The organism is Streptomyces smaragdinus, assembly GCF_009604385.1.
Lineage (GTDB): Bacteria > Actinomycetota > Actinomycetes > Streptomycetales > Streptomycetaceae > Streptomyces > Streptomyces smaragdinus.
In genome coordinates, this window is sequence record NZ_WEGJ01000006.1 from 186,791 (window position 1) to 200,815 (window position 14,025).

The 14,025-nt window shown below is 71.9% G+C and carries 17 protein-coding genes and 1 tRNA gene; 10 read left to right on the plus strand and 8 right to left on the minus strand.

Annotated features, from left to right (window positions below):
• Positions 1-32 precede the first annotated feature (32 nt).
• The gene (locus SRB5_RS12825) at positions 33-611 is read right to left on the minus strand and encodes a TerD family protein (RefSeq protein ID WP_323377830.1); all 579 of its coding nucleotides are present in this window, start codon (positions 609-611) and stop codon (positions 33-35) included.
• A gap of 194 nt (positions 612-805) precedes the next feature.
• Entirely contained in the window at positions 806-2,947 is a 2,142-nt protein-coding gene (gene uvrB / locus SRB5_RS12830; RefSeq protein WP_153451947.1) for an excinuclease ABC subunit UvrB, read from the minus strand.
• Positions 2,948-3,099: 152 nt separating this feature from the next.
• Between uvrB and SRB5_RS12835 the strand changes: the two genes are divergently transcribed.
• A complete protein-coding gene (locus tag SRB5_RS12835; protein WP_323377831.1) occupies positions 3,100-3,993 on the plus strand; it encodes a glycerophosphodiester phosphodiesterase in 894 nt (297 codons plus the stop codon).
• Positions 3,994-4,043: 50 nt separating this feature from the next.
• Here SRB5_RS12835 and SRB5_RS12840 read toward each other — a convergent pair whose 3' ends face one another.
• On the minus strand, positions 4,044-4,871 hold the full coding sequence (locus tag SRB5_RS12840) for an MHYT domain-containing protein (RefSeq protein ID WP_407703912.1): 828 nt from the start codon (positions 4,869-4,871) through the stop codon (positions 4,044-4,046).
• A gap of 277 nt (positions 4,872-5,148) precedes the next feature.
• Between SRB5_RS12840 and SRB5_RS12845 the strand changes: the two genes are divergently transcribed.
• The 7 genes from SRB5_RS12845 to SRB5_RS12875 are packed head-to-tail and all read left to right on the plus strand — an operon-like array spanning position 5,149 to position 10,537.
• Entirely contained in the window at positions 5,149-5,685 is a 537-nt protein-coding gene (locus SRB5_RS12845; protein ID WP_153451949.1) for a methylated-DNA--[protein]-cysteine S-methyltransferase, read from the plus strand.
• Positions 5,686-5,735: 50 nt separating this feature from the next.
• A complete protein-coding gene (locus tag SRB5_RS12850) occupies positions 5,736-7,022 on the plus strand; it encodes an MFS transporter (RefSeq protein ID WP_323377832.1) in 1,287 nt (428 codons plus the stop codon).
• Between the two features lie 24 nt (positions 7,023-7,046).
• Positions 7,047-7,589 carry a DUF1697 domain-containing protein gene (locus SRB5_RS12855; RefSeq protein ID WP_323377833.1) on the plus strand — a complete coding sequence of 181 codons (543 nt, stop codon included), beginning with the start codon at positions 7,047-7,049 and terminating at the stop codon, positions 7,587-7,589.
• A gap of 58 nt (positions 7,590-7,647) precedes the next feature.
• Complete coding sequence (locus tag SRB5_RS12860; RefSeq protein ID WP_153451950.1) at positions 7,648-8,202, plus strand: RNA 2'-phosphotransferase; 555 nt, start codon at positions 7,648-7,650, stop codon at positions 8,200-8,202.
• Positions 8,203-8,253: 51 nt separating this feature from the next.
• Positions 8,254-8,724 (plus strand): hypothetical protein, encoded by a 471-nt coding sequence (locus SRB5_RS12865; RefSeq protein WP_153451952.1) that lies wholly within the window; start codon positions 8,254-8,256, stop codon positions 8,722-8,724.
• Positions 8,721-9,617, plus strand: a complete 897-nt coding sequence (locus SRB5_RS12870; RefSeq protein WP_153451954.1) for a pseudouridine-5'-phosphate glycosidase — start codon at positions 8,721-8,723, stop codon at positions 9,615-9,617. Before SRB5_RS12865 ends, SRB5_RS12870 begins: the two co-directional genes overlap by 4 nt.
• Positions 9,602-10,537 (plus strand): carbohydrate kinase family protein, encoded by a 936-nt coding sequence (locus SRB5_RS12875; protein ID WP_323377834.1) that lies wholly within the window; start codon positions 9,602-9,604, stop codon positions 10,535-10,537. The genes SRB5_RS12870 and SRB5_RS12875 overlap by 16 nt, the downstream gene beginning before the upstream one ends.
• Here the strand turns inward: SRB5_RS12875 and SRB5_RS12880 are convergent.
• Complete coding sequence (locus tag SRB5_RS12880) at positions 10,522-10,971, minus strand: type II toxin-antitoxin system PemK/MazF family toxin (protein ID WP_323377835.1); 450 nt, start codon at positions 10,969-10,971, stop codon at positions 10,522-10,524. The two genes, SRB5_RS12875 and SRB5_RS12880, sit on opposite strands and share 16 nt — an antisense overlap.
• Before the next feature lie 104 nt (positions 10,972-11,075).
• Here SRB5_RS12880 and SRB5_RS12885 point away from each other — a divergent pair, with 104 nt between their 5' ends.
• A complete protein-coding gene (locus tag SRB5_RS12885) occupies positions 11,076-11,408 on the plus strand; it encodes a DUF6343 family protein (RefSeq protein ID WP_228389995.1) in 333 nt (110 codons plus the stop codon).
• Here the strand turns inward: SRB5_RS12885 and SRB5_RS12890 are convergent.
• Positions 11,347-11,979, minus strand: a complete 633-nt coding sequence (locus SRB5_RS12890; RefSeq protein ID WP_323377836.1) for a nucleoside/nucleotide kinase family protein — start codon at positions 11,977-11,979, stop codon at positions 11,347-11,349. The two genes, SRB5_RS12885 and SRB5_RS12890, sit on opposite strands and share 62 nt — an antisense overlap.
• An 11-nt stretch (positions 11,980-11,990) precedes the next feature.
• Positions 11,991-12,200 (minus strand): DUF5302 domain-containing protein, encoded by a 210-nt coding sequence (locus tag SRB5_RS12895; RefSeq protein ID WP_153451959.1) that lies wholly within the window; start codon positions 12,198-12,200, stop codon positions 11,991-11,993.
• A gap of 167 nt (positions 12,201-12,367) precedes the next feature.
• Between SRB5_RS12895 and SRB5_RS12900 the strand changes: the two genes are divergently transcribed.
• Positions 12,368-12,904: an HAD domain-containing protein gene (locus SRB5_RS12900; protein ID WP_153451961.1), complete on the plus strand. Its 537-nt coding sequence runs from the start codon at positions 12,368-12,370 to the stop codon at positions 12,902-12,904.
• A gap of 109 nt (positions 12,905-13,013) precedes the next feature.
• Here SRB5_RS12900 and SRB5_RS12905 read toward each other — a convergent pair.
• Both SRB5_RS12905 and SRB5_RS12910 read right to left on the minus strand, forming a co-directional pair.
• Positions 13,014-13,150, minus strand: a tRNA-OTHER gene (locus SRB5_RS12905).
• A 131-nt stretch (positions 13,151-13,281) separates the two neighbouring features.
• Positions 13,282-14,013, minus strand: coding sequence for a DUF7873 family protein (locus SRB5_RS12910; RefSeq protein ID WP_323377837.1), 732 nt, complete (start codon positions 14,011-14,013; stop codon positions 13,282-13,284).
• Positions 14,014-14,025: the final 12 nt, after the last annotated feature.

Sequence of the window (14,025 nt, forward strand, 5' to 3'; positions counted from 1 at the left end):
CTGCCCCTCCCCTGGGTGTTCCTGTCCCGGTCCTACAGATGCGGCAGGATCGCCGGCATGAGGTCCTGGAACGTACGGCCGGCGGCCGGCGTGCCGATGGCCGTCATCGTCCAGCCGCCGCCCTGGCGGGTGACCTTCGCCATGATCTGCGCCGTGGCGTTGGTGCCGCCGGTCAGCGTGTAGCGGGCCAGCTCCTGGCCGTTGGTCTCGTCGACCAGCCGGCAGAAGGCGTTCTGCACCTCGGCGAACGTCTGGCCGGTGAAGGAGTTCACGGTGAAGACGATCTGGTCGATGTGCACCGGCACGCGCTGCAGGTCCACCAGGATCGACTCGTCGTCGCCGCCCTGGCCGGCGCCGCCGACGAGGTTGTCACCGGTGTGCCGGACGGAGCCGTCGTCGCTCACCAGGTGACGGAAGAAGACGACGTCGACCGGCTGCTTGTCGGCGAAGAGCACCGCGGAGGCGTCGAGGTCGATCTCCCGGGTGCGCGAACCGAACAGACCCCTGCGCGGCGCCGCCTGCCAGCCGAGTCCCATCCGGACCGCGGACAGACTGCCGCCGCCCTGCTTCTCCAGGCTGATCGCCTGTCCCTTGGACAAGTTGACGCTCACGCGGGTCCCCTCCTCGATCGCTTGGGCCTGCGGCCCGGGTTTCGCACCCACCCTATGGGGCAGGACGTACGCCGCGCCGGGGGGGTTTCGTCTTTTGTGGCGTTCTTGAAACAACGCGCGCCCCCCGACGCCCACACAACCCGGACGACCTCAGTTAATACGGGTCCGGGCGCATGGAACGCGGACATTCGGCATCAGGCCAGCCCCGCCTCCTTCATCTGGCGCAGCTCCTTCTTCATCTCGTGCACCTCGTCCCGCAGCCGGGCCGCCAGCTCGAACTGGAGCTCGGCCGCGGCGCCGCGCATCCGCTCCGTCATGTCCTCGATCTGCTGCGTCAGTTCGGCCACGGGGGTCTCGGTGGGCGTGCCGGCCTCGGCCGCGGCCTTCTTCGCCCTGCCGCCGAGCGCCGGGACCGGCGCCCGGGTGCCCGCGCCGTCCTTCTTCGCCGCCGCGGGGCGCGACGAGCGGTAGCCCGTGCCCAGCAGCTGCTCGGTGTCGACCTCCTCGCGGGCGATCTGCGCGACGATGTCGTTGATCTTCTTGCGCAGCGGCTGCGGGTCGATGCCCTTCTCCTTGTTGTACGCGACCTGCTTCTCGCGCCGCCGGTTCGTCTCGTCGATCGCCTTGGCCATGGCCGGGGTGATCTTGTCGGCGTACATATGGACCTCGCCGGAGACGTTGCGCGCGGCGCGGCCGATGGTCTGGATCAGCGAGGTCCCCGAGCGCAGGAAGCCCTCCTTGTCGGCGTCGAGGATGGCGACCAGCGACACCTCGGGCAGGTCGAGGCCCTCACGGAGCAGGTTGATGCCGACGAGGACGTCGAACTCGCCGCTGCGCAGCTCCCGCAGCAGCTCGATACGGCGCAGGGTGTCGACGTCGCTGTGCAGATAGCGGACCTGGATGCCGAGCTCGAGGAAGTAGTCCGTGAGGTCCTCGGCCATCTTCTTGGTCAGCGTGGTGACCAGGACGCGCTCGTCCTTCTCGGTCCGCTTGCGGATCTCGTGCACCAGGTCGTCGATCTGGCCCTCGGTGGGCTTGACCACGACCTCCGGGTCGACCAGACCGGTCGGGCGGATGATCTGCTCGACGACGCCGTCGCCGCGGGACAGCTCGTACGGCCCCGGGGTGGCCGACAGATACACCGTCTGGCCGACACGCTCGAGGAACTCCTCCCACTTCAGCGGCCGGTTGTCCAACGCGGAGGGGAGGCGGAAGCCGTGGTCGACCAGCGTGCGCTTGCGGGAGGCGTCGCCCTCGTACATGGCGCCGATCTGCGGCACCGTGACGTGCGACTCGTCGAGGACCAGCAGGAAGTCGTCGGGGAAGTAGTCGAGCAGCGTGTACGGCGGGCTGCCGGTCTCGCGGCCGTCCATGTGCAGCGAGTAGTTCTCCACGCCGGAGCAGGTGCCGATCTGCTGGAGCATCTCCAGGTCGTACGTGGTGCGCATGCGCAGCCGCTGGGCCTCCAGCAGCTTGCCCTCCTTCTCCAGCTGCCGCAGCCGCTCGGCGAGCTCCTGCTCGATGCCGAGGACCGCCTTGTGCATCCGCTCGGGGCCGGCGATGTAGTGCGAGGCCGGGAAGACGTACAGCTGCTCGTGGCTCTTGATCACCTCGCCGGTGAGCGGGTGCAGCGTGGAGAGGGCCTCGATCTCGTCGCCGAACATCTCGATGCGGACGGCGAGCTCCTCGTACACCGGGAAGATCTCGACGGTGTCGCCGCGGACCCGGAAGGTGCCCCGGGTGAACGCCTGGTCGTTGCGCGTGTACTGGATGTCGACGAAGCGGCGCAGCAGCTGGTCGCGGTCCAGCTCGGCGCCGACCTCGAGCGGCACCATCCGGTCCACGTACTCCTGCGGGGTGCCCAGGCCGTAGATGCACGAGACGGAGGCGACGACGATCACGTCGCGGCGGGTGAGCAGCGCGTTCGTCGCGGAGTGGCGCAGGCGCTCGACCTCCTCGTTGATCGAGGAGTCCTTCTCGATGTAGGTGTCCGTCTGCGGGACGTACGCCTCGGGCTGGTAGTAGTCGTAGTACGAGACGAAGTACTCCACCGCGTTGTCCGGGAGGAGCTCACGGAACTCGTTCGCCAGCTGGGCCGCGAGGGTTTTGTTCGGCGCCATCACCAGGGTGGGCCGCTGCATCCGCTCGATCAGCCAGGCGGTGGTCGCCGACTTGCCCGTGCCGGTCGCGCCGAGCAGGACGACGTCCTTCTCGCCGTCGCGCAGGCGCTGCTCCAGCTCCGCGATCGCGGCGGGCTGGTCACCACTGGGCTGATAGGGGCTGACCACCTTGAACGGGGTCGCCATACTGCGTTCGATCTCGGATACGGGCCGCATGGCTCCACGGTACGACCTGCCACCGACAAAGCCCCCTGCGACCGGAACGTTCGGTACGGACCGGGACGAACCGGCGTGTCACCCGGCCCCCCGGCGCCTTCGGCGGTGACCCTCTGCATGTGCGAGATCACCGACAACAGCCGACACGGCGAGTGAAACGGACGCGTACGCGCGCCACGACCTGTCTGGCGGGCACCGTCGCGGCGCTGGCCGCGCTGCTCGCCGCCGTTCCCGTGGCCGCCGCCGGACACGACGGGCGCGTGGTCACCGTCGCCCACCGCGGCGCCTCCCACGCCGCGCCCGAGAACACCCTCGCCGCCGTCGACCTGGCCCGCAGCCTGGGCATCGCCTGGGTGGAGAACGACGTGCAGCGCACCAGGGACGGCACGCTGGTCGTCCTGCACGACCCGACGCTGGCCCGCACCACCGACGTCGAACAGAAGTTCCCCGGCCGGGCGCCGTGGAAGGTCGGCGACTTCACCTGGAAGGAGATCTCCGCCCTCGACGCGGGCGCCTGGAAGGGCCCGCGGTGGCGGGGGCAGCGGGTGCCGAGCCTCGCGCAGTACCTGGACCGGGTCGAGCGGACCGGCCGGAACCTGGTGCTGGAGGTCAAGCAGCCGCAGGACCATCCGGGGCTGGCCGCCGACATCGTGCGCACGCTGCGCGACCTCGGCTGGCTGGACCGGGCGCACGTGGCGCGGCGGCTGCTCGTCCAGTCCTTCGACGCGGGGTCGATCCGGACCGTGCACCGGCTGCGGCCCGATGTGCGCACCGCCTTCCTCGGCACGCCGGCGGTCGCCGACCTGCCCGCGTACGCGCGGTTCACCGACCAGATCAACTCGCTGCACACCACGCTGTCGCCCGGGTACTGGGCCGCCGTGCACGCGCTGACCGGTCCGCACGGGCGGCGGCTGGAGGCGTACGCCTGGACCGTGGACGACCCGGCGCGCGCCGTGACGCTGGCGCGCTGGGGCGCGGACGGGATCATCACCAACCGGCCGGATCTGGTGGCCGCGGCGCTGCGGAGGGCCGGATACCCGGGCTGAAACGCGCGGCGGCGCCCCCTCCCGGAGGAGGGGGCGCCGCCGTACAGCGCTCAGGAACGCGGCTCGAACGCCGAGCGCTCGAACAGGGGCGGCTCGGAGGGCTCCTCCTTCTCCTCGTCACCGCCCTTGCCGCGGTGGCGCCACTCGCGCTCCAGCGGGTCCATGCCGACGAAGAGGCCGACGAAGACCAGCAGCAGCACGGGGCCGATCAGGATCGGCGCCAGGATCTCGGCGGGGGTACGGCCGGTGAGGGTGCCCGTGGCGCTCGTCAGATGGACGCTCAGGGCCTCCATGCCGGTGTAGTGCATGCCGCAGACGGCGATGCCCATGATCAGGGCGGCGCCGATGGCGACACCGAACTTCTTCACCGTCATGGCCAGCCACAGCGCCGCCGTCGCGGCCACCACGGCAATGATCACCGACAGGGTGACGACGCCCGCCGAGTACACCTGCTTGGCGCCGTCCATCCGCATGCCGGCCATGCCCATGTAGTGCATACAGGCCACGCCGACACCGGTGATCACGCCGCCGGTGGTCAGGGCCACCGGGGTGCGTCCCCGGTAGCCGACGAGGAACACACCCACGCCGGTGACGACAACGGCGACCAGCAGGCTGGCCAGGGTCAGGGGCAGGTCGTAGTTGATCTGCACGTCCCGGGCGGTGAAGCCCATCATGGCGATGAAGTGCATGGTGAAGATGCCGGTACCGATGGCGACCGCGCCGAGCGCGAGCCAGCCGAACCGGCGTGACTGGTCCATCGTCAGCGCGCGCATCGTGCATCTCAGGCCCAGGGCGCTGCCGAGCATCGCCATGCAGAACGCCGCGAGAGGCGTGAGGAGGCCGTAGCTGAAACCGTCGACCGGTACCGCATCTTGCACGGGGTGACTCCCAGATTCCGGACAGGGTCCGTGGGGGGACAGAGGGGGGACAAGCGCTTGCTAGGGGCGCCCGGCGACGAGTGGGTCCGGGGGGGGAACCCCTGGAAGTCACCGGCTGGAGCAACCGATGATGTTAGTGGCACTGGTGTACGGAACACTCAGTTTTGGACAACGGGACGAAAGCCGTGGCGGAAATCATGCGTCTTTCGATCACTTCTGACCGGGGGCACCGCGAGCAGCCCGGAGGGTGTCAGTGGGGCGCCCTAGGCTGACCGGCATGGACGCTTCCACGCTCGGTTGGCTGGTAATGGACACCTCAATCGGCCCCCTGCTGCTCGCCGGCACAGAGTCGGGGCTGGTCAAGGTGGGCTTCCACACGGACGAGCGGGCGGCGGGTCCCGTATTGCGGCGACTGGGCGAGCGGCTGGACGCCGTCCCGGAGCCCGGTGCCGTGCCGTGTATACCCCAGGCGGCCCAGCAGTTGGCCGAGTATTTCGCAGGACGGCGGAAAGTGTTCGATCTCCCGCTCGATTGGTCCCTGTCGTCGGGCTTCAATCTCCGGGTTCTGCGGGCGCTCGACGCCACAGTGCCGTACGGGGCGGTCGTGGGGTACCAGGATCTGGCCGAGCGGGTCGGGGAGCCGGGCGCGGCGCAGGCCGTGGGACGGGCCATGGGGTCCAATCCGCTGCCGGTCGTGGTGGCCTGTCACCGGGTGGTGGAGAGCGACGGAGGGCTCGGCGGCTTCGGCGGCGGGCTCGAGACCAAGCGCCGGCTGCTGGCCCTGGAGGGCGTGCTCCCGGAGCCTCTGTTCTAGTCCTTCGCGCGCAGCTTTCCCCGAACGCACGTTCTGAGACACTTCCGGGCGTGAGCACCCTCGAACCGACCCGCCCGCAGGACCTCGCCGCGCTGACGGCCGGCCTGCCCCGCGTCCGCCGCCGCACCACGATCGTGCTGCTCGTCAGCCAGGTGCTGGGCGGTCTCGGCGTGGCGATCGGCATCGCCCTGTCCGCCCTGCTGGCCGAGGAGGTGTCGGGCTCCGAGGCGATGTCCGGTCTCGGACAGACCTCGACGGTCGCCGGCACCGCCGTGCTCGCGCTGCCGCTGGCCTCGCTGATGAGCCGCCGGGGACGGCGGGCGGGGCTGGTGCTCGCGTATCTGATCGGCGCCGCCGGGGCCGCGCTGGTGGTGCTGGCGTCCGTGATCGGCAGCTTCGCGCTGCTGCTGACCGGGATGGCGGCCTTCGGCGCCGGCTCCTCCGCCAATCTGGCGGCCCGGTTCGCCGCCGCCGACCTCGCCGAGCCGGCCCGCCGGGGCCGGGCGATCGCCACGGTGGTCTGGGCGACGACCATCGGCGCCGTCCTCGGGCCGAACATCGCCGCCCCCGCCGGACGCAGCGTCTCCGGCGCGGGCGTCCCCGAGTCGGCCGGCCCGTTCGTCTGGGCCACCGGGGTGTTCCTGGTCGCCGCGGCGGTGATGGCGGTGGCGCTGCGCCCCGACCCGCTGCTGACGGCCCGCGCCCTGGCCACGGGGGACGGCGCCGGACCCGAGGACCGGTCGCTGCGCGCGGCGCTGGCGGCGGTGCGCGTCTCGCCGATGGCCCGGCTGGCGCTGCTGACGGTGGCCGTCTCGCACACCACGATGGTCGCGATCATGGTGATGACGCCGCTGGACCTCGTCCACCACGGCGCGGACATCGAGCTGATCGGCCTCGTCTTCTCCAGCCACATCCTCGGCATGTACGCGTTCTCGCCGGTGATGGGCTGGCTCGCGGATCGCCTGGGCCGGATATCCGTGATCGGCCTGGCGGTCGCACTGCTCGCCCTGGCCGCGCTGCTGGCCGGCACCGCGCGGGGCAACCATGTGCAGAGCGCCGTCGGCCTGTTCGTCCTCGGCCTGGGCTGGTCGGCCGGCCTGGTGGCCGGATCCGCACTGCTCACCGACTCCGTGCCGCAGGCCGCCCGGGCCGGGGTACAGGGCCTGGCGGACCTGTCGATGAGCTCCCTCGCCGGCGCCGGCGGAGCCCTGGCCGGGGTGGTCGTGGCACAGGCGGGTTACGGCTGGCTGAACACCGTAGGAGCGGCGTTGCTCGTCCCGGTGGCTGTGCTCGCCGTACTCACTCGTGGCAGGATGCCGCGGACGGCAAAGGAATGATCGACTCCAGGGAGGGGTGCGGGCGTGAGCAAGCAGATTGCCCTGCTGCGCGGGATCAATGTCAGCGGCACCAACAAGATTCCCATGGCTCGGCTGCGTGAAATCCTCACCGAGCGCGGCTACGCGAACGTCGTCACCTACGTCGCCAGCGGGAACATCGTCTTCGACGACCCGGGCACGGCCCCCGAGAAGACCGCCATGTCCATCGAGCTGGCCATCTCGGAGGAGTTCGGCCTGCAGATCCCGGTCATCGTCCGCACCCGCGACGAGATCCTGGAGCTGATCGAGAGCAACCCGCTGCCGGACGCAACGGCGGAACCGGCCAAATTCCTGGCGGTGTTCCTCTCCGCGGTGCCGCGCGACACCTGGTTCCAGACGGACGACCCCGAGAAGTACGAGCCGGACCAGTACGTGGTCGGCGACCGGGTCGTCTACGTCTGGTGCCCCAACGGCCTCGGCCGTTCGAAGCTGGCGGCGAACTTCGCCAACAAGAAGCTGGGGTTCACCGCCACGGCCCGCAACTGGAACACGGTGCTGAAGCTCCGCGAGCTCACCGAGGAGCACTGAACCGTACCGGGAAAACGGCTGTCACCCGGCCCCCCGTGCGCCCTACCCTCGGTCGGGTATGGATGAGAAGAGACTGATCAGGACCTCCAAGCGGCTGTCGCACTGCCTGCGGCACGATCCCGCGCACTACGGCGTCGCGCTGGACGGCGCCGGCTGGGTGGAGGTGGACGTCCTGCTGAAGGCCCTGGCCGCGCGGGGCATCCGGGTGAGCCGGGCCGACCTCGACGAGGTGGTCGCCGGCAACGACAAGAAGCGCTTCGCGTTCTCCGCCGACGGCCGCCGCATCCGCGCCAGCCAGGGCCACAGCATCACCGTCGACCTGGGCTACGAGCCCGTGGAACCGCCGGCCGTGCTTTACCACGGCACCGTCGGCAGCGCGCTGCCACAGATCCGGCGTGACGGCCTGCGCCCCATGAACCGCCACGACGTCCACCTCTCCGCCGACGTCGCGACCGCCCGCCGGGTGGGCACCCGGCGCGGAAAACCCGTCGTCCTCACGGTGGACGCGGCCCGGCTGCACGCCGACGGCACCGAGTTCCGCCGCAGCGCCAACGGCGTCTGGCTGGTGTCCCAGGTGCCCCCGGAGTACCTCGGGACACTCCCGTCCGCGTAAGACCCGCCCCGGGCCGTCACCTTTCGCGATCAACCCGCTAGGGTCATGCGCATGCCGATCCCCGCGGTCATCCCGATCCGGTACGAACCGGGCTATCGCACCGAGCACATCGGGCGCTACGACGAGGGCCAGTTCTTCGCCTCGGTCACCGCCGCCTACACGGACGACTTCCGCCCGGGCGCCGACGACTGGCTGCGCCACCGGCGCTGGTACGCCGTGCTGCACCGGTTCGACGCCGACGGCACGCACACCGGCTCGGACATCTGGACGCCCGGCCCCGGCGTACCCGCGGACGGCCGGCTCGACGCGCGGCTGGAGCAGCTGCTCGGCAGCCTGCCCGGACTGGAGTTCGGGGACATCGCGATCCGCCCGTTCGAACTGCGGCACGACGGGATCCGGTTCGGGCTGGTGCCCGAGTGCCACGACGAGAAGGCCGCCGAGGCCGGCGAGCCCGACTGGGCGGAGCTCTATCCGGACCGGCTGGGCTTCAGCACGCCCTGGAACGGGGAGTACAGCACATGAACCTTTCCTCCGAGGTACGCGAGGCCATGGACGCCGGCCGCCCCGTCGTCGCCCTCGAATCCACGATCATCGCCCACGGCCTCCCCCGCCCCCGCAACGCCGGGGTCGCCGTCGAACTCGAGGGCATCGTCCGCGCCGCGGGCGCCGTACCGGCGACGATCGCCGTGCTCGACGGCGTCCCGCACGTGGGGCTGGACGCGAAGGGGCTGGCCCGGGTCGCCGAGGACGACGCCATGCGCAAGATCGGCGTGCGGGATCTCGCGCCCGCCCGGGCCCTCGGGGCGTCCGGGGCGACGACGGTCTCCGCGACGGCGTTCCTCGCGGCGTCCGCCGGGATCCCGGTGTTCGCGACCGGGGGGCTCGGCGGTGTGCACCGGGACTGGGTGACGACGCAGGACGAGTCCGCGGACCTGGGCCTGCTCGCGCGGACCCCGATCGCGGTGGTGTGCGCCGGGGTGAAGTCGATCCTCGACGTACCGGCGACGCTGCAGCGGCTGGAGACCCTGGGGGTGCCGGTCGTGGGGTACGGGACGGACGAGTTCCCCGGGTTCTACCTGCGGTCCTCGGGGCATCCGGTGGACTGGACGGTGCACGGTCCCGAGGAGGCCGCCGGGGTGCTGCGGGCGCAGGGCGAGCTGGGCGTGCCCTCGTCGGTGATCGTCGCCAACCCGGTGCCGGAGGCGGAGCAGCTGGACCCCGCCCTGCACGACCGGGTGCTGGCGGAGGGCCTCGCGGCGGCCGTACGCGAGGAGGTCACCGGGCAGGCCGTGACGCCGTTCCTGCTGGCGTACCTCACGCGGCACACCGCGGGCGCCTCGCTGGAGGCGAACCTGGCGGCGGTACGGGGGAACGTGCGCGTGGCGGCGGAGATCGCGCGGTGTCTGCGGCCGTAGGGCTGCTGGTGGTGGGCGACGTCGTCACGGACGTCGTCGCCCGGCACACCGGGCCGCTCGCCCCCGGTACAGACACCGCGGCGCGGATCACGACGCTGCCGGGCGGCGCCGGCGCCAACGCGGCGTCGTGGGCCGCCCGGTGCGGTGCCCCCGCGGTGCGGATGCTGGGGCGGGCGGGGCGGGACTCGGCCGGCTGGCACGCGACGGAGCTGCGGCGCCACGGGGTCGAACCCCGGCTGAGCGTGGACCCCGGGCTGCCCACCGGGACGGTGATCGCCCTGGTCGACGGGGCGGACGGCGCCGAGCGGACGTTCCTCACCGACAGCGGGGCGTCGGTCGCCCTGACCCCGGCCGACTGGGACGAGGACCTGCTCGCGGGGGTGGCGCACGTCCACCTCTCCGGCTACCTCTGCTTCACCCCCGGCGGCCGTGAACTGACCGCCCTCGTCGCCGCGTCGGCGCACGCCCGGGGCGCCACACTGAGCGTCGACCCGGCGTCGACGGGATTCATCGAACGCCTCGGGGTGGACGTCTTCCGCTCCGCGATCCGCCCCGCGGACCTGATCCTGCCCAACGCCGCCGAGGCCCGGCTGCTCACCGGCGCGGCGGATCCCGCGCGGGCCGCCGGGGAGCTGAGCGCGGTGCACGGCACGGCCGTCGTCACCCTCGGCCCCGGCGGAGCGCTGGTCGCCCGGGACGGCGGACCGGCCGCGCGGGTCCCCGCCGTACCGGCGGATCCGGTGGACACGACGGGGGCGGGGGACGCGTTCACGGGGGCGTATCTCGCCGCGTGGCTCGGCGGGGCGGAGCCGGTGGCGGCGGCGCGGGCCGGATGCGCGGCGGCGGCCGTGGCGGTGGGGACGGTGGGCGGGCGGCCGCCCCCGGACCGGCTCCGGCCGCCGGGTCAGGACCAGCCGTAGCGCAGCCGCAGCCGGTGCTCCACCAGATGGAACCGCTGCCGGTCCAGGGCGCACGCCTCCCGGCGCATCCCCTCGGGGTGCACCCGCAGCACCCGGTCCAGGTCCACCCAGGAGTCCCGCCCGCTGCGGTCCCACGGCCCGGAGCCCAGCGGCACCCACTCCCGGTCCTGGTCGTGCCGCTTGGACGACAGCTGTACGGCGAGCAGGGTGCCGCGCGGCTCGCGCGCGACCACCAGCACCGGGCGGTCCTTGCCGCGGCCGTCGTTCTCCTCGTACGGCACCCACGTCCAGACGATCTCGCCCGGATCCGGGTCGCCGTCGGGGTCGGGGGCGTACGCGGTGTGGACCGGGCCCACGCGGCGGGGCTGTATCTCCGTGGTGGCACCGGGGCCGTGCCGGCCCGGGAGCGCTGCGTCGTTGATCGATTCCGTCACAGCCCCGCACGTTAGCGTGGCACCGGGAGCGGGCGTCAACCTCCCCCGCTGTGACTACCGATGGGTAGGGCGGACCCTGGAGGGAGAGAAGGGGTGAGGTGACGATGCGCCGTACCGGAGACGAGCCGCTGCACGCGCGCAGTCCGCTGCGGATGCGCTTCTGGCTCGCCGTGTGGGGCACGCTGCTGATGACGGTCATCACGGTCGGCTTCGCCGCCACCGACCGGCCGGGGTGGGCGGCGGTAACCGCCGCGCTGGCCGCGGTGACGGTGATCGACCTGTTCGTCATCCGGCGCCATCGGCGCCAGGGGCCGCACTACCAGCCGGGGCCCGATGTGCCGCCGTACCGGCCGGCGGACGACGACGAGCCCGGGCTCAGCCGTTCCAGGCCGGCCGGCGGGGATCGTCGACACGGACCAGGACGTCCGCCGCCCTGACCGGGTCGACCTCGTCCTCGTACCGCGCGAAGGCGGGCAGCGTCCACCGCTCGGCGGCCGGGGTACGGCGGGCGAGGGCGGCTGGGGTGAGACCGAGATGGACGGTCAGGTCGAACGGGAACCAGTGCCCCAGCAGCAGCGGCCCGTACAGCACGACCACCGTGCCGGGCTTCAGCTCCGTGTACGGGGAGCGCGTGGCGCGGTCCGTCACGGGGTCCCACAGATCAGGCAGGATCCGTCCGCTGCCGCCCGGCTCCAGCGGCGCGAACACCTCGCGCCACAGCGCCGGCACGTCCAGCCGGCCGTCGTAGTACGCGTCGGGGTCCTCGCGGCCGAACTCGTACCGGAGCGAGGCGGGGCGGAGGAAACCCTCCGCCCCGACGAGCCGGACGTGCCGGCCGAGCGGCGGCAGCTCCCGCGCGAGCTCCCCGGCGAGTTCACCGGCGCCGGCGGCGGGGGCGGCGTCCAGCGCGATGCGCAAGAACGCCCCGCCGTCGGCGGGCTCGCAGTCGGCGATCCGCCGGGCCAGGGCGGCTGCGAGCTGCGGCCGGGAGATCGCCGTGAGTCGCACCGGCGCCGCGGTCAGCCGCTCTTGCGGCGGAACTCGCGCTTGCCGCCGGCCGGGCCGTGCGCCCCGTGGATCTTCGATCCGTCCTTGCCGGAGCCCGGGCCGCCCTTGCCCTGGCCCTGCTTCTTGCGCGCGAGCGCCTCGCGGAAGCGTCGCTTCATGTCGTCCTCGGGGGGCTGCTCCTCACCGGTGGTCTCGGTCTGCGGATCGCCTTCTGCGGTCATGATGGCCCCCAGATCTGTAGGTTCTTGCACCCCAGCCTCGCACGTCCGGGCACCGGATTGCGAGGGAATACGCTCCGGCCGCGCCCGCGAGTGACCCCGCGCGGCCCCGAAGCCGGACGAACCGGAATCCGGTGTACTGATCATGCCCCGGGCGGCATGATCAGGTCATGTCCACCCGCCCCGTGCTGCTCCTCGACGTCGACGGCCCCCTCAACCCCTTCGCCGCGAAGCGGCACCGCCGCCCCCGCGGCTACACCACGCACCGCTTCCCCGTACCCGAGGTGCCGAAGCCGCTGCGGGTGTGGCTGCGCCCCGAACACGGGCCGCGACTGCTGGCCCTCCCCTATGACCTGGTCTGGGCGACGACGTGGATGCACGACGCCAACACCCATATAGGTCCCGTCCTCGGCCTGCCCACGTTGCCCGTCATCGAGTGGCCCGAGCTGCACACCGTCGAGCTCGACGGACTGCAGTGGAAGACCCGGCACATCCTGCGCTGGGCCGCCGGCCGCCCCTTCGCCTGGGTGGACGACGAGATCACGGCCCGCGAGCAGCGCTTCTTCGCCGCACACCACGAGGGCCCGGCGCTGGCGCACTTCGTCGACCCCCGGCGCGGCCTCGTGGACGAGGACTTCGCGGCGCTGGCGGCGTGGGCGGACGGCCTCGCGGGCCGGCCGGACGATTTGGTGGACCCGGGGGCGTAGCCTGCCCCCGGGCCCCATGGTGCCGCCCATGTGCGCACACCGGCACGCTTGAGGGATCGGGTCATTCTCACGACGTCGTGTTCTGCCGTTGAACTACGGCCGCACGCAGCGCGGCCGACGGGATTTGAACCCGTATCCGACGATCATTGCCCGTACCCGGTCGATCCGGTGTTCGGCGGCGAATGCTGAGCCTGGAGCAAGAGTCTGAGATTGATCGCGGTCTGCCTCTGCCGATTGGGCTACCGCGGCCCGGAAGTGCCGCGGGGTGGGCTCGAACCACCACTGGAACCGCGTCGTCACGACAAGCCTCAGTTTCAGCTTGCGCTCCTCGCGCACCCCGTCCCGCGTGTTCTGTGCGGGCGGGGAGTTTGTGGGATCTATCCGAAAAGGTACCCGAACACCGCGTCGCCGACCCGCTGATCGGTGACCTCGGCGCCGTTGGCCTCCTCACGGGCGAACTTGACCGCCTGCTGGAGCTTCTCCACCCGGTCCAGCAGCTCGTGCACCCGGCGGGCCGGGAAGGCGCCGGAGAACTTCACGGTGGTCCAGTAGCCGACGGGTATGTCCTCGTAGTACACCTCGACCTGCGCCGGGTGCTTCTCCGTGGCCTCCGCCTTCACATGGTTGCGCGGGACCTTCTTCGTCCGCACCGTACGCACCGGGTCCGTCGCCCAGGAGTCCGTCGACACGTCCTCGTGCCAGGTCTCCGCCGCGTCCAGCACGGGGAGTTTGCGCACGAAGGTGTTGAGGTCCGTGAGCTGCTTCTCGAGGAACAGCAGATACGACACGGGGACGTCGGCCACCAGCGTCTGTCCGTCCACCGTGACGTCGGCCCTGGCCTCGCAGTTCGCCCAGTCCTTGGTGGCGGTCACGTCGAAGAGCCGGGTGAGCACCTTGGCGGTCTCGCGCAGCACCTCGTCCGTGCGCACCTGAACCCGCGTGGACTCCGGGGGCAGTTGCTCGCCCTCCTCGTCCTTCGGCTGATACGTGCGGGAGATGCCGGAGAGCAGCGCCGGCTTCTGCAGCTTGTGATGTGCCGCCGTGAGGTCCTGGTGGGACTTGGACTTGACGCCCTTCTCGACGGCGATGATCTGATTGAGTTTCGCCACCCGAGAACCGTA